The organism is Saprospiraceae bacterium (genome assembly GCA_016716185.1).
In the GTDB taxonomy this organism is placed as follows: domain Bacteria; phylum Bacteroidota; class Bacteroidia; order Chitinophagales; family Saprospiraceae; genus Vicinibacter.
Genome location: JADJWV010000002.1, coordinates 1,132,144 through 1,155,794 on the forward strand (window position 1 = coordinate 1,132,144; position 23,651 = coordinate 1,155,794).

The 23,651-nt window shown below is 41.4% G+C and carries 11 protein-coding genes; 6 read left to right on the plus strand and 5 right to left on the minus strand.

The genetic code is table 11. The features are described 5' to 3' along the window. The first annotated feature begins 112 nt into the window (after nucleotides 1-112). The 5 genes from IPM34_06210 to IPM34_06230 all read left to right on the plus strand — a co-directional run bounded on the left by IPM34_06210 (nucleotide 113) and on the right by IPM34_06230 (nucleotide 16,049). Entirely contained in the window at nucleotides 113-12,397 is a 12,285-nt protein-coding gene (locus IPM34_06210; protein MBK8955134.1) for a T9SS type A sorting domain-containing protein, read from the plus strand. Nucleotides 12,398-12,440: 43 nt separating this feature from the next. Further along, a complete protein-coding gene (locus tag IPM34_06215) occupies nucleotides 12,441-12,824 on the plus strand; it encodes a hypothetical protein (GenBank protein ID MBK8955135.1) in 384 nt (127 codons plus the stop codon). Nucleotides 12,825-12,907: 83 nt separating this feature from the next. After that, nucleotides 12,908-13,570 (plus strand): hypothetical protein, encoded by a 663-nt coding sequence (locus IPM34_06220; GenBank protein ID MBK8955136.1) that lies wholly within the window; start codon nucleotides 12,908-12,910, stop codon nucleotides 13,568-13,570. 24 nt (nucleotides 13,571-13,594) lie between these two features. Continuing rightward, complete coding sequence (locus IPM34_06225) at nucleotides 13,595-14,599, plus strand: hypothetical protein (protein MBK8955137.1); 1,005 nt, start codon at nucleotides 13,595-13,597, stop codon at nucleotides 14,597-14,599. A gap of 157 nt (nucleotides 14,600-14,756) precedes the next feature. Further along, nucleotides 14,757-16,049, plus strand: a complete 1,293-nt coding sequence (locus IPM34_06230; protein ID MBK8955138.1) for an aspartate kinase — start codon at nucleotides 14,757-14,759, stop codon at nucleotides 16,047-16,049. A gap of 3 nt (nucleotides 16,050-16,052) precedes the next feature. Here the strand turns inward: IPM34_06230 and IPM34_06235 are convergent, their stop codons facing one another. From IPM34_06235 to IPM34_06255, 5 genes are all read right to left on the minus strand, one after another. Beyond that, nucleotides 16,053-16,499 carry a barstar family protein gene (locus tag IPM34_06235; protein ID MBK8955139.1) on the minus strand — a complete coding sequence of 149 codons (447 nt, stop codon included), beginning with the start codon at nucleotides 16,497-16,499 and terminating at the stop codon, nucleotides 16,053-16,055. Continuing rightward, the gene (locus IPM34_06240; protein ID MBK8955140.1) at nucleotides 16,496-16,915 is read right to left on the minus strand and encodes a hypothetical protein; all 420 of its coding nucleotides are present in this window, start codon (nucleotides 16,913-16,915) and stop codon (nucleotides 16,496-16,498) included. The genes IPM34_06235 and IPM34_06240 overlap by 4 nt, the downstream gene beginning before the upstream one ends. A gap of 43 nt (nucleotides 16,916-16,958) precedes the next feature. After that, nucleotides 16,959-20,321 (minus strand): efflux RND transporter permease subunit, encoded by a 3,363-nt coding sequence (locus IPM34_06245; protein MBK8955141.1) that lies wholly within the window; start codon nucleotides 20,319-20,321, stop codon nucleotides 16,959-16,961. Nucleotides 20,322-20,338: 17 nt separating this feature from the next. Continuing rightward, on the minus strand, nucleotides 20,339-21,472 hold the full coding sequence (locus tag IPM34_06250; GenBank protein ID MBK8955142.1) for an efflux RND transporter periplasmic adaptor subunit: 1,134 nt from the start codon (nucleotides 21,470-21,472) through the stop codon (nucleotides 20,339-20,341). A 233-nt stretch (nucleotides 21,473-21,705) separates the two neighbouring features. Continuing rightward, nucleotides 21,706-22,149, minus strand: a complete 444-nt coding sequence (locus IPM34_06255) for a type I restriction enzyme HsdR N-terminal domain-containing protein (GenBank protein ID MBK8955143.1) — start codon at nucleotides 22,147-22,149, stop codon at nucleotides 21,706-21,708. A 161-nt stretch (nucleotides 22,150-22,310) separates the two neighbouring features. On the opposite strand from IPM34_06255, the gene IPM34_06260 reads away from it, so the two are divergent. Next, entirely contained in the window at nucleotides 22,311-23,621 is a 1,311-nt protein-coding gene (locus IPM34_06260) for a polysaccharide biosynthesis C-terminal domain-containing protein (protein ID MBK8955144.1), read from the plus strand. Nucleotides 23,622-23,651 lie beyond the last annotated feature (30 nt).

Genomic DNA, 23,651 nt, shown 5'->3' on the forward strand with positions numbered 1-23,651 from the left:
TTATAAAAACTGCTTAAAAAGCAAACAGGATATTGAAGGCTTTTTTATGTTTGCAGGTCAAATCCTTTGAAGCGGGGTTTGACTGATATTTTTAGGACCTAACTCAAATCTCATGAAAAGACGTATGCAGCTCTTCCGGGCGGCTATAAAAGCCTATTTATTAAGCCCATCTCTAGTACTATTCGCATTTCTATTTTCCACTTCTTTGTACAGCCAGGTTGATGTTATTTCATCAGGTGGTACACCCATGGCATCCTACACCACATTGTCTGCCGCGTTTTTGGCTATCAATTCAGGTACACATACCGGGACGATCACGGTAAATATTACTGCAAATACGACAGAACCCGTGAGTGGTGCGATCTTAAATGCAAGTGGCGCAGGAGCAGCCGATTATACTTCTATACTTGTTAAGCCAAGTGGTGGTGCCGCCAGGACCATTAGTGGGGCTGCAACAGCTGGTTTGGCCCTGGTGCAGTTGAACGGTGCTGACAATGTAACTTTTGATGGGTTGAATACGGGAGGAAATTCTTTGACCATTGTCAATACGACGGTTTCGGCAACAAGTGGTACAAGTACTATCCACCTTCAGACAGATGCTACTTTCAATATATTTACTAATCTAACTGTAAACGGTTCGGGTACTATGCCGGTCGGAACCAATGGAGGAAACTTTTGGTTTGGTGCTTCTTCCACTTCCACAGGTCAGGATAATAACCTGATCTCCAATTGTAAAATCGGGCCTAATGGAACTAACTGGAACAGTAAAGGGATCTATTCCAATGGAACCAGTACGACATTTAACAACAGCGACAATGTGGTTACCAATTGTGAAATATTTGACTATTTTGGTGTAACCACGCAAAGTGCCGGGATATATATTACCACAGCATCATCTGCCTGGACCATAACCAACAATAAGTTTTATCAGACCGTCTCCAAGACGCAAACTACCGGAGCTATTCATGCGGCGATCCAAATCGGTAGTACAAATGTCGACGGATGCGTGATCACTGGAAACACTATTGGATATGCAAATGCTGCCGGTACAGGTAATTACATGTACGTTGGAGCTTCAACTTCTTCCAGAATGGTTGGTATTTATTTATCATCGCATGGGACTGCCAACAAAACAATCATCTCAAACAATTTTATACAAAATATATCTCTATCTGGAATTTTGGGTACTACAACAACCACTTCTGCCTTTATCGGGATCCAAATATCAAGTGGTTGGGCTGATTGTAATAATAATACAGTTGGGAGCTCAGATGGAAGCAAAACAATTTTAATTACAAATTCAAATACTTCAACTTCAGAAGTATATGGCATTTACTCAAGTGTCTCAATAGCAGGTGTTACAACCGAATTTAACAACAATATCATAGGAGCCATTACCCATGCTCAAACAGGAACTGCAGCATGCGGACTGATCGGTTTGAGAGCTGGGAATAGCACCACCAACGATCTTAGAATTGAAAACAACATTATAGGAGGAACCGGAGCGGAATTGAAAACGATGAACACATCTACCACAGCAAGTTTGAATGGGAATAGTGTGATCGGTATTTATATCCAAACTTCACCAAGCCAGGTACTCAACAATGTCATCAGTAATCTGACTACGAATAATCAGTCAACGGGAACTGCAACTACTGCAAGTATTCATGGTATTTATGTTTCCAGCGCAGCGACCGGAGCAAATGTTTCGGGAAATACCATTCATACCTTAAGCAATACTTCTCCTTCTGCAAATTCCTGGGTGAATGGGATAACAATAAGTACTTCAACAGCAACTTTGCAAGTAGAGAAAAATTTTATCCATTCCCTCAATATTTCCGGCACGGGTACAACAGCCACCTTGAATGGTATTTATATCAATGGGGGTACCACCGATTTCATAAATAATATGATCCGTTTGGGGATTACCTCCGGTGGAACTTCCATTACATCCGGCTTGGCTATCAATGGCTTCAATGAGGTGGGTGGAACGGTAAACCGTTTCTATCACAATTCTGTATTTATAGGAGGTACCGGCGTAGCCACATTGTCCAATGCAACTTATGCTTTTTCAAGTACGCGTACCAGCGGAACCCGAGAGTATCTCAATAACATTTTTTACAATGCCCGTTCAAACGGAGCTGGAACCGGGAAGCACTATGCGATCAGAGCCGGTGGAACCGGTGTCAATCCTGCAGGTCTTCTGAGTAATTACAACGATTTATTTGTAAACGGAACAGGTGGTTTTGTTGGATTTTACGATTTGGCTGACCGGCTAACATTGAGTGATTGGAAAACGGCGACCGGTCAGGATTGCAATAGCGTGAGTGGAAATCCACAGTTCGTTAATCCTACAGGAACTTCTTCTACCGTAGATCTTCATATTTCCGGAGCCGCTACTCCAATAGAAAGAGCTGCTTTTCCTTTGGCTTTGGTGACTATGGATTACGATATGCAAACCAGAGCAAGCTTTACTCCTTCAGATATAGGTGCTGATGCTGGAAATTTCGCAGTGTTGGATATGTCTGGACCAATTATCAATGTGACTCCATTGGAAGGTATTTGCGGAACTGCCGATACTATGGTCATGAATGTAAACATTACCGATGCCACAGGTGTCCCTACAATGGGTAGTTTAGTTCCAAGGCTTTATTACCGCAAAAACCTGGGTGCCTGGACTTCAACTGCCGGCGTGCTGACCAGTGGAACTGGAACCAATGGTAACTGGAAATTTACCTTTGTAATGGCCAATGTCGGGGGTGTTGTAATTGGAGATGTAATTGATTATTATTTCATTGCACAAGATATAGCTGGACCTAACATATCATCAAATCCAGCATGCGCGGTAGCTACTGATGTGAACACGGTGATAACGGTTCCATCAAGTTTATACTCAGTTGCTGTAAAAGCAAGTCTCAACGGAACATATACTGTAGGAGTTGGTGGTGATTTTACAACCCTTACTGCTGCAGTGACTGCATATAATAATGCTTGTTTGGTTGGACCCGTAGTTTTTATGCTGATTGATGCAAGTTACCCATCTGAGACATTCCCGATCAGCATCAACCAGGTGCCCGGCCAGAGTTCTGTAAATACGCTAACCATTCGTCCGGCTGCAGGAAACACGGCGACATTATCAGGTTCTTCAACCACCAGTATCATAAAACTAAATGGCGCTGATTGGGTGATCCTCGATGGTTCCAATTCCGGAGGTACGGATCAAAATTGGACTATTTGGAATACTTCAACAGGAACTAGTACAGCGGCGATTTGGGTTTCAAGTCTTGGTACTGGAATGGGTGCAACAAATAACACCATCAAAAATTGTTGGGTTGCTGCAGGCTCTATCACAGTCACTTCAACTTTTGCTATCCATGTGGGAGGCATTACCATAAGCACTGCAGGCATTGGCGATGATAATGACAATTTAACGATTCAAAACAATAGCTTGTGGAGAGCGTATTACGGTGTTTACTCGAGAGCTTCTTCGACAGGAAAAAATGATAATACCAGAATTATTAAGAACCTGATAGGTTCAGATATTCCGACGGATCAAATCGGAAAATATGGAATCCAAATTTACGAATCTGAGGATGCTCTTATCGAAGAGAATTCAATAATCAAAATAGTTGGATCAATTACAAATCCTACAGCTATCAGAGTTGAAACAGGAGTAACCAACAGTTTGATTTCTAAAAACAGAATCCGGAATATCGAATACAATGGAACTGGTGGATACGGTGGAAAAGGAATTGATGTTGCTGCACAGGCAAATGCCAATCTAACCATAGCCAATAATTTCATTTCGAAATTAAGAGGGGACGGATGGTCAACCATTACTTCAGATGCTATTGTTGGTATTCGAATATTAACTCCTAGTACAGGAATAAATGTTTACCACAACACTGTTGTATTAGATGCAACTATTTCGAGATCATCAACTGCGGACATCAGTGCAGCCATTTATTTTCATTCTGCTGCTGCAGCGTTAAATGTAAAAAATAATATTTTTATAAATAAGCTCGATAACATCACAGGAACTGCAAAAGCTTATTCGATCTTTTCAGATGCACCTGCTTCCGCTTTCAACACCATCGATAATAATAATTATTTTGTGGGTGGTCCGGAAGGTGTTTTTGGCAGGATTCCGGGAGCGGTCGATGTGTTGGATTTAGCCGCCTGGAAAAGTTTTACAGGAAAAGATATTCTTTCTTTAAACCTGGATCCTGTATTTGTGGATAGTACTGATTTGCATCTGACAACAAATGCGGCAAACACTTGTCTGAACCAAAGCGCGATGGTTATACCGGGTATCACCATGGATATTGATAATCAAACCAGAAGTTTGTCAAATCCGGATATCGGCGCAGATGAATTCAATCCGGGCGGAAATTTAACCATTGCGGTTACGGAAACTTCAGGGACCCCGAACGATAAATTTATTTGTTCCGGATCGGCTGGCACTCTGACCGTAACTGGCGGTTCAACTCATAAGTGGTCCACCGGAGAAACCACCAGTGCCATTACTAAGGCGCCTCTGACAACAACCATATACAACGATACAGTTACTCTGGCTGCAGGTTGCAAAGTGGTCATGTTCGATACCTTAAAAGTTCTTCCAAGTCCAAATGCAGCAGTTGTTCCACCAGCAGCCACTATCTGTAGCGGTTCAAGCATCATTCTCACCGCAACCGGAGGGACTTCTTTTCTGTGGAATACAGGCTCCACAAGCGCAAGTATCAACGTTTCTCCTGCAATGACAACGACATATACGGTTACGGTTACCGCCCCTAATGGTTGTACCGGACTGGCGACTTCAACAGTGACTGTTTTGTCTGCACCTGTTGCTGCAATTTCACCAGCAGCTCCAACGCTTTGTTCCGGTTCGAGCCAAATGCTTACAGCTTCCGGAGGAGGAACTTATGAATGGAGCACAGGTTCTACCAATGCGTCTATAACAGTAAATCCAGGTTCCACAACGACTTATACGGTTACGGTAACCGGAGGCAATGGATGTACGGACACAGAGACAGTAACAGTCTCGGTGATCACGGGTGTTGGGATCACACAGACCATTGTTCAGCCTTCCGATTGCTTTACCGAAGACGGTTCCATCGATGTTTCAGTGAGCGGTGTAAGTCCATTCACTTACAATTGGTTTACCCCCGATGGTAGCGGACTGATCAATGGGCAGCAAGATCAACCTGCGCTTTCCGTTGGAAGTTATTTGCTTACCGTAACTTCAACGGGTAATGGATGTTCTTCCACCAAGGCATATTCATTGACCGGACCCGGTAATTGTGGTACCTGTCCGAGTGTGAACTCACTCATTAAAAGTGTAAGTACCGTTTGTAAGACCACTACCTTCACATTAACCGCAAACGTGGCTGGAATGGGAACCTTGTATGGGGTTCTATTTAAGTACTCTACGGTTGCACTTCCGAATCCTTATTCCGGAGGAACAACACTGGGCATTGTGCCCAACGCCGGGTTGACTGGTGGTGGTACGATGGCAGTTTTAAATACAAGCATACCTTTACAAGGCGATTATTTCATATACGCAATTCTGTCTCCAACCCCAATCAGCCCTGCCTGCAGACCGTTTGCATCCAATACCATTAAAGTCTTGAAATGCGAGCCCGAAATTACGGATCCATGTTCATGCAAGAATAATGCTACAACTTTGACGAATGGTCAATTCAATGAAACCATTACCATCAATGCTCCAAGCGGACAAGTTTGGATCAAAACAAATAGCACCGGACTTTATTTAAGCTCAAGCCCTGCTCCTCCAGCCGCACCGATTGCAATACCGAATGGAACTGCACTCACGGAAGTTGTTTTAGGCGGTGGAGTAAGTAATTATGTTTTAACTGGTGTTCACGTCGATGCGCTGGGCTACACTGCAACATTTTCAAATGGTAACATCACACAACCCATAGGAAATACCTGTTACTATCCAAACCCAAGCATTGTAGGTTTAGCGAATACCTATTGTGCCAATGATCCTTCAGTTCCTTTGGTTGGAAATGCACAGCTGGGAGATGGATCCGGACCCGCAATGGGAACCGGAAGTTTTACCATCAATGGAAATGCGGCAACAGTTTTCAATCCTGCAGCCTTAGGTGCCGGAACTCATTTGGTTGTTTTCACTTTTGATGCTGCCGATGGTGTTCCGAATCCTCAACATCCGGGTTGCATTCAATCGGTTTCTCAATCAGTTGTGGTTAACCCCGTGCCTACGGTGAATGCTGTAACAAACAGATTCCTTTGCGTCGGACAAACATCGACTGCTATTGTATTTACCGGAAGTCCTGCGGGTACTGTATTCAACTGGACCCGAACACCTGAAGCCATAGGACTTGCAGTGACCAGCGGAAGCGGGTCAGTTCCTGCTTTTGTCGGAACGAATGCAGGAACAACGCCACTCACTTCTACCTTTACAGTGACTCCTGTCTTTGCCAATTCGGGAAGATCTTGTCCTGGAACTCCAATAACGTTTACGATTACTGTGAATCCGACACCTACTGTGAATGCGATTCCAGATGTTCAATATTGCCATGGAGATGTAACTGCAATAATTAATTTTACCGGCAATGTTCCCGGAGCCGTATACAACTGGACCAGAACACCTGAACCGATCGGGTTGGCAGCAACCAATGGAAGCAACAGCGTGCCTTCATTTGTAACAACGAACCCAAGTGCAGCCAGGATTACCAGTACTTTTACTGTGACGCCGAGTTTCACCAATGGAGGAGTAACTTGTACCGGATCGCCTATTACCTTTAGAATTTCCGTTCTCCCACAACCGGTAGCCAGATGTAGAGACATCACCGTATATCTCGATGATAACGGAATGGTCAGTATCACTACTGCTGATGTCGATAACGGCAGCACAGCAGCCACCCTGAGTTTGAGTAAAACAGACTTTAATTGTGGAAATACTGGACCAAACAACGTATTATTGACAGCAAGAGATTCCTGCGGGAAGTCTTCAACCTGTACATCTGTGGTAACTGTTTTAGATACCATAGCTCCAGTATTTTGGTGTCCGAAAGACTGGACGGTTAACCTCGATCCGGGAGAATGCAACAGGGCAATCAATTTTGATGACCCGGAAGCAACGGATAATTGTACAGTTGTCTCTTCGACTGCAAACGGAGCTATAACTACTACATTTGCTTCCAATAATCAGTTTGCAGGAGCGATGTTCAATCTAACGAATATTAGTACCGGAGTGATTACGATCAATTCTATAGCAACCAATATTTCTGCAGCTGTTGGAACCAACGTCATTGTGCAAGTTTACTATACTCCTACAACCTATATTGGTAAAGAAACCAATGCAGCTTTATGGACATTATTAGGTACGGGTAATGCGCCTTGTGCAGGACTCAACCAACCTACCTTGTTTAATATTGGTGGATTGGCTTTAAATCCGGGCCAAGCTTATGGTATCTATGTGCATCTTGTAAATTATACAGCCGGTGCCATAGCTTTCCGTTATACAAATGGAACAAATACATACAATAATGGGGATTTAAGTCTTTTTGCAGGTGTGGGAAAAGCTACTCCTGCATTTACTGGTGCAACGTTTGCAAGCCGAATATTCAATGGCACACTCAACTATACAAAAAATGTAATTATAGGTGCTGATCCTACGGTTACACAAATTGATAATTCAGGTTATAAGAACGGAGATTTCTTCCCAAGAGGTACAACCTGTTTGAGTTACCGGGCAACAGATTTTTCAGGAAATTCTTCAGTTTGTTCGTTCTGTATCACCTTGAATGAATATACAAATCCAAATTCAGAATTGGCATGTAATGATGAAATTCAGGTCAGCTTAGATGAGAATTGTTCGGCTACCATCGGAGCCGACGAACTTCTTTCTGGTGGTCCTTACAGATGTTTCGACGATTACAGGATCATCGTTCAGGATTGGATCACCGGACAGGTTATCGATCGAAATCCAAATCTGAGAGGATCGCAGGTCGGAATCCAGGATATTGGCAGAGAGTTTAAAGTCACCGTCATCGATACCATCACCGGAAACAGTTGCTGGGGACATGCCGTAGTCGAAGATAAGATTGCACCGCAGTTGATCTGTGCAAGAGATACTTGTGTTCCCTGTGGTTCAACCTTGACGACGCCGTTTTATATGGGCACACCTACAGTTATTGAAAATTGTGGAGGAGCTTCATTGAGTTATGCGGACAAAGTTGAACAGGGAGGATGTGGATTTGATTTTGAAGAAAGAATAACCAGAACCTGGGTAGCGGTTGATGCTTCCGGAAACAGAAATGTTTGCGTACAGGTCATCACCGTAGCAATTGCAACTTTGGCAGATGTAGATGTTCCATTAAACTACGACGATATAGAAGAACCATCCCTGTCTTGTGATGGAAAAATCGATACAACAAAAGATTATTCAGCACATTATTTGCCTTCCCCTTATTGCGTTGATGGATACTTGCTGGATTCTGCACATTGGTTTGCCACAGGAGGTTATCTGCCCAGTCCAAACGGCGATTTAGCAGGAGAGCGCTTGCCAAGAACATTAGGTTGGAATTGTTTAGATACTGGTAGATACATTGGTCATCCAAGTCCATGGCCGGTTTATTGGCCGGCGCATCCGAGCTGGAGGCCCAATAATCCGCTTTGTTGGGGACCAGATGAAGTGGTGATGTGGCAGGGCACAGGTTATCCTTCTGCCTCCGATTGTTCCAATTTGGGAATTACATTTAATGATGTGCGTATCAATACAGCTGCTCCAAATTGCGATGCCGGTGAAGTTGGTTGTTTCAAAATAATTAGACAATGGACGGTGTTGGATTGGTGTGCAGGTAGCGTAGGTGGGCACAATCAAATAATTAAAGTGATCGACCGGGAAGGACCCCAAATTCTTTATCCAGATACGGTTACCGTAAATATGGATCCGTGGAATTGTGTGGGCATCTGGGAAGTACCAAAACCATGGCTGCTCGACAATTGCAGCAATGAATTGCATTACAGCCTTGAAATAAACAGTGGCACCATTACAGGAAATGAAACAGATGGTTATGTGATTGTCAATATTGAACGAGGGCTCAATGAAGCATTTATTGTTGCCGAAGATTGTTGTGGCAACATTACCAAAAGAAGAATAGCCTTTAATGTTCCGGACAATACGCCTCCAATTGCTGTATGTGATCAACGAACAATTGTTAGTTTAACCGGCAACCAAAGTCCAAATGATAACTTTGGTAAAGTCTTTGCCAAAGATCTGGATCAGGGCAGTTTTGATAATTGCTCGCCACACGTATTCTTTAAAGTGATCCGCATGGAACAATTAAGGGGTACCAATAATGGTAGCAATGCCAATCAATCAGACAATGGTACCAATTGCGCGGGTGTGAATGGAGACGATAATGCTGTTCTTGAAGGCAATCAAATTTATTTCGACGATCATGTTAAATTCTGTTGCAGCGATGTAGGCAGAAGTATTATGGTTGTATTCCGGGTGTTTGATGTGGAAACGGGTGCAGGCCCGATTGCTCCGGCCAGGATGAATCCGGGTGGAAACCTGTTCAACCATTTTACCGATTGCATGATTGAAGTAGAAGTTCAGGATAAGAGTGTACCTACGGTAGTCGCTCCACCAAATATTGTGGTAAGCTGCTGGTTCTGGTTTGATGTCGATAATCTCGATGATCCCAATGATCCCACTTTTGGCCGGGTTGTAAATGACCTCACTGAAAGAAGGAAAGTGGTGACGAAAGATCTGGTATGCTACAACTATTGTTTGAGAAACGATATTACCGGTTATCCCGGATTTGTACCGGGTGCACCTCCCTCAAACCCACCTGCATGGAATCGTGCGTGCCAATACTATCAGGAATTATTTGACACCGCTCATGCCGATCGCAAGCATGAATTAACCTGGGGATTTGATGGCATGGTGCTCAATGCCTGTGGAACGAACTTCAGTATTTCTGTGAATGATAACCGTGAATGTGGACAAGGTCAGTTGACCAGAACGGTTGTGGCACGCGGACCAAATGGCATCAGCGTAACCGCAACACAAACCATTTGGGTTGTTGATTGCGATCCTTTCTATATCAACAGAGACGACAACTGCGATTCAGACGATGACATCACTTGGCCGGGCAATTGTACCGGTCAGGCAACTACCATTGCAGGATGTGGTGCAGACATAAGTCCGGATAACCCACTTCTTGGAAGACCTACTGTAGAGAACAATGCCGATGATCTGTGCGCACTCATCAGTATTGAATACACCGATGAGATATTCACCATTGAGCCGGATGCCTGTTTCAAGGTACTCCGTACCTGGGTGGTTATCGATTGGTGTCAATACGATCCAAGCCTGGATCCGTTGAATGGGCGTTGGGAATATTTACAGATCATAAAAGTGACCGATACCGATAAGCCAACCGTGACCATTGCATTTGGCGATCCATGTCAACCCGCTGTGAAAAATCCCGTAGACAATATTTGCTATGCTCCAGTGGTTGTTACAGCAAGTGCAACGGACAATTGCAGTCCGTTGGATTGGTTATTCTACGATTACAAGATTGACCTTTACAACGATGGAATCGGTCAACATTCAGGATATGATTTAGCTGTAGGTCCATTAACTCAAAAAGACTTTGCTGCTGGTAAAAGACCTGTGAAAAATCACAATCCTCTTGCAGATAATCCAAACGATCCTTTCAATGCCAGTGGAAATTATCCGGTTGGAATACATAAATTCTGCTGGTTTGTCGAAGATGGTTGTGGAAATATCTCAAGCCGTTGCGAAGTATTTGAAGTGACCGATTGCAAAGCACCGACACCATATTGTCATGTTGGTGCGATTACAACCATCATGCCAACCAGTGGTTGCATTACCATTTGGGCAAAGGATCTCGATGCAGGAAGTTTTGATAATTGCACACCTGCCGGGGACCTGAGAATTTATTTTGGTGATTTTGACAGTGACAGTTTGACTATTTGCTGTGATGATTTTGTATCCAATAGAATTGACGATGAACTGATTATTCCTGTGATCATTTGCGTAGAAGACCAGGAAGGAAATAAAGATTGTTGTGAAACAACAATAATCATTCTGGATTCAAAAGATACTTGTCCAAACGGTGGTTCATTCGGACGCATTACCGGGGAATTGATGACTCTGAATAATGAAGGAACAGAAAATGTCGAAGTTGAATTGTTGGATAGCAGAATCATGATGAAGCAGATGAAAACGGTAAATGATGGTAAGTACTTATTCGGCGATCTTCCTGTAGGACTTGCAAAAGAGTATGTTGTAAAGCCTGCCAGGACAGATGATCCATTGAACGGAGTCAGTACTGCGGATATCGTAAAGATTCAAAGACATATTCTTGGAATCGAATCATTGAACAGTTCATACAAGCTGATTGCAGCTGATGTAAATGAAAGTAAGACGATAACCGCGGCAGATGTTTCGGAAATCAGAAAGTTGATCCTTGGTGTTATCAATGAATTTGGTAAAACTGAAAGTTGGACATTTGTTCCTTCAGAGTATGTCTTTCCTGATCCAGCTCAACCCTGGAATGCTCCAAGAGAAGTAACCGTTCCGCTTCCGACTCCAGTAAAAGTGACCCAGGACTTCATTGCCATTAAAATGGGTGACGTGACCAATAATGCCCGTGGTCATCATGTTCAGGGCAGTACCACAAGGTTCAATGGAAAACTGAATCTTGAAATTGAAAACAACAGTACTGTAGCAGGTGAACTGTACAGAGTTGAATTCAAATCAAGCAACTTTACCAACATTTCAGGTTATCAGTTCACATTGAGATTCGATGGCCAGGCCTTGAGCTTTGAAGGAGTTGAAGCAGGTGTATTGAATGTCGATGAAAGCAACTTTGGAACAAACAGAATCAATGAAGGAATCTTAACTACCAGCTGGAACAATAAGGTTGCACAAAGTGCAGATGCTGATGTTACATTATTTACAGTAGTATTCCGTGCAAGCGGCCAGACTAACATTGGAAGCTTGCTGGCAATTACTTCAGATGTAACTTCAGCGGAAGCATACGATGCATCATTGAATATCAGAGACGTGAACCTTGGTGTACGTACGGAAAGAGGAGTGGTAGAATCCGGAGTATTCGAATTGTACCAGAACTCACCGAACCCATTTGTTAAGGAAACCGTGATCAGCTATCGCTTACCTGAAGCAGGTGCAGTGAAACTGACCATCTACGATGTGACGGGCAAAGTATTGAGAGTATACGAAACACAGGGTGCAAAAGGACTGAATACCATGAAGGTACAGAAATCCGATCTGAACACCGGTGGAGTATTGTATTACCAGTTGGATGCTTTAAATCATACCGCAACTAAACGAATGGTTATTATTGAATAAATTGATTGCAATCAAGATTAATTACTTAAAATGAAATTTATTTATGAAAAATAGTTTTTTAATTATCCTCCTGGCATTTATTGCTTCGGGATATGCATTTTCGCAGACAGGGCAGGTTCCGGAATTGGTGAATGTTGAAACTGCTGCCAGATTGGTTAATGAAAAAATGGAAGCCATGCAAATTCAGATCAATGAAATCCTTCAAGGTGGAGGTCAGGTTGATCAGGGTCTGCAGTCTAAACACGACCTTTATAAAGCCGTGTTGGATATTCTGGTTGCCCACAATTCTGGTATGACTACCTTTTATGCACTTGCTTCAAATTGCAATTACAAGGAACTTACTACTGATGAAGAGGCCCACGAGGAATTTATGAAGGGCAATTGGGATGAAAATATGACCAGCCTTATTGAGTTATTGACTAAATAGATCATAATCCAATAACTTTGTTAAAAGCTTACTGAAAACAACATTTTCAGTAAGCTTTTTTTAATTTTAGATTAAAAATCAATATGTCATTTCTCGATAAAGTTAAAGCAGTCTTTATAGTTCCAGAAACATCTACATCCGGGGAATCAAAAAATACAACGGATACAAGCAATTCAAGCCCTCAGCCTGAAGATATCAACTTAACAGATTCGATACAAAGTGAAACCGTAGATCTTTCCAAGTTTGTCAGTATTCTCTCTGGTGCGCTGGAAAAGCACAACGAACCCGGATTCGACTACCTTGAATTCAGAAAAGCTTTGTTAAGCATTCAGAAATTGGGAGGAATGGATGAGTCAGCACAATACAAATCGGCATTTGCTGCAGCGCATGCCATGAACGTCGACGAGAATAAATTAAAGTCGACGGCTAAGAAGTATCTGCAAGTGCTTGAAGAAGAATACAAGCATTTTCAACTGACAGCCAATGAATATTTGAAAACGCAGCAGGCAAATTCGGAATCTGAAGGGAAACGACTTACGGCTCTGATCCGGGATAAAGAAACGCTTATTGCCAATTTACAAAAGGAACTGGATGAGCATAAAAAGGAACTTGTTCAAATCAATGCCGCACTAGGTCAGGCTTCTGCCAAAGTCGAATCCAATAGAATTGGATTTATGAAAGTTTATAGCCAATTGGTCGATCAAATTCAAAAGGACATCCAGAATATGGAACAATATCTCAAATGATTTTGTAACTTTAATATCTGAATCATGTCCACGCAAGTCAGAGATTTTTGGAAACGCCCGGAAGGAGTCACCGGAGCTATTGTGTTAGCAGGATTACTGGGAGGCGCCAGTTATCTCGTTTACAAGTCTCTTCCGGTATTAATTGGTCTTGCTTCCAACGCACTCTATTTTGCAGGAATGCTGCTCATTCTCGGGGCAGTGCTTTATATGGTCCTGGATCCGAAAACCAGGGCTTTATTCAGTTATTTTTATAAATCACTGATGAGGGGTATCACTTCTATATTCATTAAAATTGATCCTATCGCCATACTCAAAAACTATGTGGAAGATTTGAAGGACAATTTGGGTAAAATGAATAAACAGATCACCAAGCTGAGGAGTCAGATGCATGTATTGAAGGAGCAAATTTTTAATAATCAGAAACAAATCCATAGCAGTTTAAGTCAGGCTGAGGAGGCCAAACAGGAGAATAAACAAAATGTGCTTGTGTTGAAATCGAGACAGGCCGGAAGGTTAAAAGAATCCAATATGAAACTGGAGGATCTCTATACCAAAATGGACGTGCTGTATCGAGTTCTCATCAGGATGTATGAAAATTCTGAAATTCTAGCAGAAGATATAACGGATCAGGTTAAAATAAAGGAACAGGAGCGCCTGGCCATCAGGGCAAGTCATTCTGCAATGAAATCTGCAATGAGTGTGATTTCTGGTGATAAGGATAAGAGAGCCCTGTTTGAAGAATCTTTGGAAGTTCTGGCAGACGACATCAGTGGAAAAGTTGGAGAAATGGAGCAGTTTATGGAGCTGTCAGAGAATTTTATGGCATCCGTTGATCTTCAAAATGGTGTATTTGAAGAAGAAGGGCTGAAAATGCTTGAGAAATGGGAAAAAGAAGGAGTTTCAAAATTATTAGGTGACGCAAAAAGAGAAATCGTTAGTTTGGATTCCACGATCCAATTGCCTGAAAGAGAAGTTCAATCCAGCGGAAGTTTGAAAACCCAATACGAAGAATTATTTAAATCTAAATAAAGGGGACTTCTAAAAATTGTAAAGGAGCAAGCACCAAGGGCATTTTCTAATGTTTCCAGCTCTTTAATGGCCTTGTTATTTTGCTATTTAATCCTCTGGGTATGGCATCGCCCCGGGCTTTTATTTTGTGATTAACTTTGCAGTTCAATTCTTTTCTATGCGAGTTTTTAAATTTGGTGGTGCTTCTGTAAAGAATGCGGAAGGATTCAGGAATGTTGGTAAAATCATTTCTAATTACAGTGAGAATCATCCTTTAGCGGTCATCGTTTCCGCTACCGGAAAAACTACGAATCAATTAGAGGAAGTCGTAGAAGCCAAGTTTCAAGCACCGGAAGAAGCACTGGCAAAACTCAGGAAAATTAAAGACCACCATTATCAGATCGCCAGAGACTTATTCAAGGAAGTTCCACAGGATTTGGAGGTGCATATTCAGGAACATTTTGTGGAAGCGGAATGGATACTCGAAGAATTGCGCGAAATGAAGTATGATTATGTATATGATCAGGTTGTCAGCATTGGGGAGTTGGTTTCTTCCAGAATACTTACAGCCTGGTTGCAACACGAAAAAACAGATGTGGTCTGGTGCGACGCGCGTGACCTGATTATAACCAATGATACTTACCGGGAGGGAAGAGTCCAATGGGATGTGACCAATCAACGGATCCGGCAAAACTTATTTCCACAACTGAATGAGGGTCATATCGTTGTTACCCAGGGTTTTATTGGTTCAACGACGGAAAACAACACCACGACTCTTGGTCGTGAGGGTTCAGATTATACAGCGGCCATCCTGGCCAGTGCTTTGGATGCAAACGGGATGTACATATGGAAAGATGTGCCAGGAGTGTTGACCGCAGATCCGGACCTTTTTGTCAACGTGACCAAACTCGACCGACTTAGTTACCGGGAGGCTATTGAAATGACTTACTACGGATGTAAGGTTATCCATCCCAAGACCATTCAACCGCTTAAATTAAAAAATATACCACTGTTTGTGAAATCATTTATACAGCCAGGCGAAGAAGGTACTCTTATATCCGGAGCAGCAGATCTGGAGTATCCTCCCATAGTTGTACTTGAAACCAAACAGGCCTTATTGCATTTTGCATCGTTGGACCTTTCTTTTATTGCAGAGTATCATCTTGCTCATTTATTTGAATTATTCGATAAGTTCAGGATCAAAGTCAATATGATGCGCAATTCTGCAATTTCATTTTCTGTATGTGTTAACAATGATCAGAGCAGGATATTGCAGTTGATCCAGGAAATAGAATCCATGTTTAAGGTGGTTGTGGATCAGGACCTGGAACTTCTTACTGTGCGCCATTACCAGGAATCCATGCTTGCAAAGTTATTGGAAGAAAAAGTAGTATTGTTGGAAGAAAGAACCAGAAACACAGTGCAATTGGTGGTGAAACAGGCCTTACCCATCTTGCCCCGCAAAAAATAGGCATCAATTAATTATTTCAAATTCTATATCATTTGCTTCAAATAATTCTTTGAGCTTATCGCTATAGCTTAAATATACTGAAAAGAGTTTAGAAGAAATCATCGCTTCGGATCCCAATATCCAGGAAATGCAGACATCGTATAAGGTACCCCAAAAATCTTCCAGGAAATCGGGATCTGCAACTTCTCCTGACAAAAGGAGGTCGGCATTTTCAAAATAGATCACGATGTGATCCTGTGTTATCCATTCGAGATCCATCAGGCAATCGTATAAAGCATCCAGATTATTTCCGAAATAGTCAGGAAATTCAAAATGCGATTTCAATTGCCGATATAAGTCATCAGAGGTCGTACATAATTTACCATTTAATTGAACCACGTAGGCATTTCTGAACTTCAGTGTGTGGAATTTTTCGGAATCCCGAAGCAAATAGAAATTTGAACTACTCATTTTATTTGAATAAAACTTTTATAATGATCTGAGGTATAGTAAGCTGAATTATCTGATCCGGTTATCAACCGTTCTGCTCCTCTGGATTGACCTTTTCGTTTAGGATAAACATCCCATTCCCTGTAATCAATGCGATTGCCCTGTTCATCTTTTTGCTTGAGTCTTCTTTCGCGGTTTTGAAAATTCCTGCCACCCACAAAATTTTCAGGAGGTTTGCCGTATTGACTTACATAAGCCAGTGTTTGATAAACGTAATCCGGAATGCTTTGCGTTGAACTTTTATGGTTTTCAATCGGATTTGTCTGTGGTAAGGAATTCCGATCAAGGATTTTAACTGGTTCCTGGTGATTGTTGAGAACAAAGATCAGCCCTGTTATAGAGATGATCAATACAAGCAGGATGAGCAGCTTCTTCATAAATATGTCAGAACAATACCTGAAAGATTTTAATATTTTTCGATCAGCCCAACCAGCTTTTAATTTTTTCGCGGGTCCTGTAGCCCAATATATACATCGCCGGCACCACTAACAAAGTCAGGAAGGTCGAGGCGATCAATCCAAAAATTATGGTCCAAGCCAATGGTCCCCAGAAAGCAACATTATCGCCACCCAGGTAAAATTTCGGATCGAAGTCTGTAAACAGCGATTCAAAATCCATATTTACACCAACAGCAAGAGGGATTAATCCTAATATAGCCGATAGGGCTGTGAGTACAACAGGCGTGATCCTCGTTGCTCCTCCTGTTACCACCGCATCAAGTACATGTTCGCCGCGATTTCTGAGTTCATCAATAAATTCTATAAGTAATATTCCGTTTCGCACAACGATACCGGCAAGAGCAAAAATACCAACGCCGGTCATGACAGCACTTAATGTGATTTTAAAAAATCCAAAACCCAGATTGATCCCAATCAAACAAAATAAAACCGTCGTAAAAATGATAAAAGGCTTGACAACAGAATTAAATTGCGTCACGAGGATCAGAAACATGAGGGCCAAAGCTGCTCCAAATGCGATGGATAGAAAATCAATAGTTTCTTGCAGTTCCTCCTGTTCTCCGGCAAATGAAATTTCATATCCTTCGGGAATATCCATTTGAGCAGAGAGATCCTTTATTTGGTTGATGATGGGTGCTGCACTGTAACCACTTACGATGTCAGAGCTCAATGTGAGTACTCTTTTTTGGTTTTTGCGGTTGATACTCGAAAGAGAATTTCCGTATCTGATATCTGCGATGGATGAAATCGGTATTTGTTTGAATTGCATAGACGACATATCCATGAATGCAATTTCGAGATTCATCAACTCCTCCATCTGATCGCGATCTTCTTCGCGAATCCTCAGCTGGATTGGATAATCGTCGTTGCTGTCCCTGTATTTGGATACTTCTTTTCCAAACAATGCAGTTCTCAACTCAGAACCAACCTGAGCAAGACTAACGCCTTCGCGTTGTGCTTTTTCTTCATTTATTTCTATCAGGATTTCGGGTTTACTTATTTGCAGATCAGATTTCAAACCATCTATACCTTCAATTCCGTTTTCCTGAATTCCTACTATAATGTTCTTGCTGATTTTATCAAGAACATCAAAATCGTCACCACTGATCTCGATGCTGATGGGTTTTCCCACAGGCGGACCATTTCGTTCTTTTTCTACCGTCAGTTCTGCGCCTGCAATACCTGTTTTAAATTCATTTCGAAGTGCTTCCAAAACCTCAGTGGTCGATTTGCCATTTCGTTCTGCAAATCTTACAAAGGCAACACTCACCTTGCTTTTATGTGGCGTTGCAACCCTGTCGGGGTTATCGGGATCACCGGCTCCCAATCCGACATTGGATATCACAGAAGAAACTATGGGATTGTTTTCTCCGATTATTTTATTTACGCGGCCTTCTATAATTTTTGTAATGGAATCCGTAACCCACGCGTCTGTACCAATTGGCATTTTGCAATAGACAAAGGCAAAATTGGGTTGTGATTCCGGAAATGTTTCTACTGAAGGATTTGTACTGCCATAGTATATAAAACTAAAGATCAACAAAAGAAATACGGAAAGAATCAGGACAAGTGGACGTAACCCCTTCAACAGGAAATACAAAGTTGAACGATACGCTGTCAATACATTTGGCCATAATCTTGTCTGGAAAAAAGTAATGGACCTTCTTCCAAGAAAATGGTAGAGCAGGATTAACAATATGCAAAAAACTGAAAAATTACCCAATCCCTTACCAGCACCCAAATAACCAATAACAGCCAGGGCTGAGAACACGATAAAAGCTTTCCTGAATTCTTTTAGACTGTATTTCTGATTTGCTGCATCGTCGTGTTTCATAAATGATACAGCGAATACCGGATTCATAACGAAAGCGACGAACAAAGAAGCTCCAAGAGTAATGATGAGTGTCACAGGCATATGCGACATGAATTTTCCAATAATGCCCGGCCAAAGCAGCAGTGGAAAAAACGGCGTAAGTGTGGTGAGTGTCCCCGTCAATACAGGAATAAAAACCTCTCCGGCTGCATTTTGTGCAGCTTCTACAATGGTCAGTTCCCGGTGTTTATGGAAAATCCGGTGCGTGTTTTCTATGACCACGATTGCATCATCCACAATGATTCCCAGAGCAAGCAACAGGGAAAATAATACGATGACATTCAGCGTCATATCCATTCCAGGCATCACGAGAAAAGTTACGAAACAGGAAAGGGGAACAGCAAGTCCAACAAAAAAGGCATTGGTAAAGCCCATGAAAAACATCAGAATAAACACTACGAAAATAAATCCAAGGATTACGGTATTTACAAGGTCGTGCAATTGCACTCTGGTATTCTCGGAGGTATCACCGGTCACTTTTATGACTAATCCCTGTGGGAATTTATTTTCTTTATACTCTTTTATAATTTCATAAATCTTATCGGTTGCGGTGATCAAATTTTCTCCACTTCTTTTAATGACATTTAATGTAATAACCGGTTTGTTATTTAGCCTGGCGAAATCCTGTTTTTCTTTAAAGCCATCCTTTACCTGGGCAATGTCTTTTAGAAAAACCAGGTTTCCCTGGAATGACCTGATGATGACATTTTCAATTTCTTTAGGATCTTTAAATTCTCCTGCGATCCTTACATTCCTGCGTAAATCATCTATGATTAGTTCTCCGGCAGAAATGTTTATATTCTGTCTTTGAAGGGCATTTTCAATATCCATCATGGTGATGCCCAATGCATTCATCCGGTAAAGGTCTACATTGACCTGAATTTCCCTTTCGACTGCACCAATAATATCTACTCTTGTTATTTCTTTGTTTCCTTCAATTTTATCTTTTAGCTGTTCGGCATATAATTTTAATTTGTCTAATGGAAAATCACCGGCTAAGTTGATATTCATGATGGGGATCTCGCTGAAATCAAATTCCTGAATTTGCGGGTCATCCTGCAGGTCCGTTGGAAGGTCGTTTTTAGCTTTATCAACCGCGTCCGATACCCTTTGTTTACATAACTTAGGGTCCATGTCGGCATTGAATTCAGCAAAAATCATTGCAAAATCTGAAACTGAATTGCTCTTTACTTTTTTAATCCCATTGATCGATTTTAATTGTTTTTCGATGGGCTTAACGATGAGATTTTCCATATCCTCCGGGGAAGCTCCGGGATATATCGTTGCAACCGAAATGGTAGGGATAACAATATCCGGAAAAAGCTCTTTCGGGATTCGCTCATAAGACAGTAATCCTGCAATGGATATCAGGATAATGATCACATAGATGCTTGTGGAGTTTTTGATACACCAGTTGGTAAACCGGAGCTGTTTGACATGGTCGAGTTTCATAACGATTTATTTGGGTATTAAAGAGCGATAAGTTGGCCGTCGACCAATTCACTGTATCCACTTGAAATAATTTTATCTCCGGCAGACAAACCGTTTTTCACAACCGTTTTTCCCTGGTAACTTATTCCGCTGAGAATGTTCTTTCTTCGCGCATACCAAAAGCCATCTGCAGGCTCAGCAACCAATATGTATTCTTCGCCGTTGATGCTGGTTTGAATCAGGTTGGATGATACCACCAATGCTTTGTCAATATTACTGGAGTTTATTTTTAATCTGACCGATTGATTGCTGTTGAATGTGTATGTTGCTTTCGGAATTGCAACTTCTATAGTGAACGTTCTCGTTCTCGGATCAATTGAGCTGGATACAAACTGGATCCTGGATTGGAATTCTAAGTTTTTCTCCGGAATGCCGATAATTACTTTGTCCCCTTTTTTAACATCATTCACATGTTTGTCGCTCAATTGGGCTTTGATTGACATTTCCCGGTTATTTACAACGCGGATCCCATGCATTCCCGGTGAAGCCATTTCTCCGATTTTTAGTTTAACAGCATCAACGGTGCCTGTAACAGGTGCCTTGATGTAACTCAATGCAATCTGAGCTTCCAATGTTTTAAGTTTTTGCTCGAGTTGTTCCTTTTGATTTTTAGCCTGAAGGTATTGGGCTTCAGAACCAATTTGCTGATCCCATAACCTTTTTTGTTTGTCGTAAAGTGTGTTGGCCAAATCCAGTCCCGTTTTAACTTCATCCATGGCTTTGCGAAGTGGTCCTGCATCCAGCGCTGCCAGAATCTTGCCGGAATTTACTTTTTCACCTTCGCGTACATAAATCGCAGTAACCACACCGGGAGTTTGTGGAGCGGCCAGCACATTTAAGTCAGACTCAACCAGTCCCTGAACATCGATGAAATATGAGAAATCTTGAGGTTGGAGCGTATCAACCACTACGATTTTTGATTTTCTGGATTGTGAACTGGTATCCGATTCGGCAATTTGCACTTGTAAAGCTTTGATCTGATCGTTGATTTCTTTAGCCTGTTGTTTTAAAGCGATCAATTGAGCAGCAGGGTCAGATTCTTTAGCAGGTTGATTGCAACTTAGAATAATACCTGAGAAGATCAGGCAAATTTTAAAAAATTGAAGTTTCATTGGGCCCTTGATTTTTATAAATTTGGATAAGCTCATCCAAAGGAGGAATGTTAAATTCTTTCAGATATGTATTTTCGTCCGTAAAAGTAACGGTCATTTTTCCAAATGGTTCTTAATGATTCGTAAATTTTATGTAATTGAACATCGAAACAGGTAAATGTGGAATCCTTTCTAATGCTGACCACTGAAAAGACCCCGGTAGTTTGTATAAATTACAAGCTTAGCGCAAAGTCTCAAAAGGGATACGGGGGCAGGGTCGCTGTAAACTGGTAACTGTTTTTAGCAAAATCTATTTCTGCCAGCATAAGTTCATTTCCGTTGCAAATGCCTAAAAAAGGTGCTTTCAATTCGAAATTGTAAACGGCTGCCTGGTCGAATATGATCTGCGTCAAGGGGAATTCAGGTTCTTTGCATTCGAATAAAATTTTAGCCTGAACTTGTTGATCGTACACCACCAGATCGAATCTTTTAATGCGGTTAAATACCTGGAGTCTTTTTTCAACGGCCATCCTACCAAAAGGATATTGATGGACCTTGTTCAACCATAACATAAGGCATTGCCTGACCCTTTCCTCCGGGGTCAATACAAGCCACTTTTGCCGCACGGGGTCAAATACCATCGAATTATTTTGCCTGAGATATTTTTGCATCTCGGCTATCGTTATTGAAGAGTTCATTGAAAGGTAAAAATAAATGTTTGCAACGAATTTATCCTGGCATAGATTGGGCGCTAAAAAGCTTAAATATTGTTGAGGCCAGAGCTGGATTACATATTGTGATTTGGCCAAACAACATTGTGTTTTGTGAGTTATTTTTGAGCTGAATTAAAATTAAAGCCTTGTCTTCAATCAAATATGCCCTGCAAAATTTACTGACAAAGATTGTTACCGCGGTGCTGGCTTTTTTAACTACCTTGATACTTCCCACATGGATTGGAATGGAACATTTTGGGATGTATTCTTATTTGATCGTTTGTATTGGTTTTTTAATCCCCTTAAGTTCTTTCGGACTGGGAGCAGGATCGATTTATCTTTTAAGCACTCGAAAATATGCCATCCATCAAATAGGATTTACACAACTGCTCCTGGCATCCATTTTTGGGCTTATAAATTTAATGTTGCTTTATGTATTGAATCAAATGTCCTGGCTTGGTGATTGGTTACAAAAAGCAAATACATTTGAATGGTTTTGTTTAATGTTGTCTTGTTTTTTACAGACCCTGAGTTTTTTTATTGCACGATTGTTTTTTGGCATTTCCGGTTTTACAGTGTTGAATATTCTGGAATTGGTTTACGTGTTGTTAAATCCTATTTTAGTTGGTTTGTTTTTTTATATACTGGGTGGTCAGCAAACACCCTATCTTTTCTTTGCAATCGCTGTGTTCTCTATAGTTTCATTTATGCTTCATCTTTATTTTTTATCTAGAAACCCGATGGAATTCAGGTTTCATGCAGCGTATACAAAAGAATCATTTAATTATGGACTAAAATCCTGGTTGGGCGATGTGGCGATCCGGGCCAATTTGAGATTTGATCAAATGATTTTGGGTGCCATTGGGCCTATAAAAAACCTGGGACTCTATAACATTGCTGTGAAATTTTCAGAAATCATTTGGTTTATTCCCGATTCTTTAGGGCCGGTATTATTCAATAAACTGGCTGTCGTTGAATCCGAGGAATCCCGGTTGAAACTATTGTTCAGGATCCATAGGATCATTTTCTGGATTTGTTTTTTAATAGCAATATTATGGAGCCTTGTCCTCGTTTTTCTTGTGTTTCCTTTCTTTTTTTATCAACATGCATCTGCTTTAATTGGATTGGTAATGATCCTATTGCCTGGTACCCTGGTTCTGGTTTCATCAAAAATATTGACCAAATTATATTCCTCTTCCGGCCACGTTATTTGGACCAGTTATATTAGTATCGCAGGAAGTCTCGTGTCGGTAATTTTAAGTATCAGTTTGATTCCGCGGCTCTCAGCTACCGGAGCTGCTATTGCGTCTATTCTTGCCTATTTTACAATGTCATGCATGGCCAATTTTATTCTCATTAAAAATTTCAAATTTCAATGGTCAGAAATTATAAGTATCAGGAGAAGCGATTTTATATGGCTATTAGAACAATTAAAGTTATTAAAGATATCGAAGTAGAATAAAGCATGTTGACTTCGAAAATACATA

Bases quoted from the DNA above. Each gene is read 5' to 3' on its own strand.
- IPM34_06210 (MBK8955134.1), top strand. From the start codon at position 113: ATGAAAAGACGTATGCAGCTCTTCCGGGCGGCTATAAAAGCCTATTTA.
- IPM34_06215 (MBK8955135.1), top strand. From the start codon at position 12,441: ATGAAAAATAGTTTTTTAATTATCCTCCTGGCATTTATTGCTTCGGGA.
- IPM34_06220 (MBK8955136.1), top strand. From the start codon at position 12,908: ATGTCATTTCTCGATAAAGTTAAAGCAGTCTTTATAGTTCCAGAAACA.
- IPM34_06225 (MBK8955137.1), top strand. From the start codon at position 13,595: ATGTCCACGCAAGTCAGAGATTTTTGGAAACGCCCGGAAGGAGTCACC.
- IPM34_06230 (MBK8955138.1), top strand. From the start codon at position 14,757: ATGCGAGTTTTTAAATTTGGTGGTGCTTCTGTAAAGAATGCGGAAGGA.
- IPM34_06235 (MBK8955139.1), bottom strand. From the start codon at position 16,499: ATGAGTAGTTCAAATTTCTATTTGCTTCGGGATTCCGAAAAATTCCAC.
- IPM34_06240 (MBK8955140.1), bottom strand. From the start codon at position 16,915: ATGAAGAAGCTGCTCATCCTGCTTGTATTGATCATCTCTATAACAGGG.
- IPM34_06245 (MBK8955141.1), bottom strand. From the start codon at position 20,321: ATGAAACTCGACCATGTCAAACAGCTCCGGTTTACCAACTGGTGTATC.
- IPM34_06250 (MBK8955142.1), bottom strand. From the start codon at position 21,472: ATGAAACTTCAATTTTTTAAAATTTGCCTGATCTTCTCAGGTATTATT.
- IPM34_06255 (MBK8955143.1), bottom strand. From the start codon at position 22,149: ATGAACTCTTCAATAACGATAGCCGAGATGCAAAAATATCTCAGGCAA.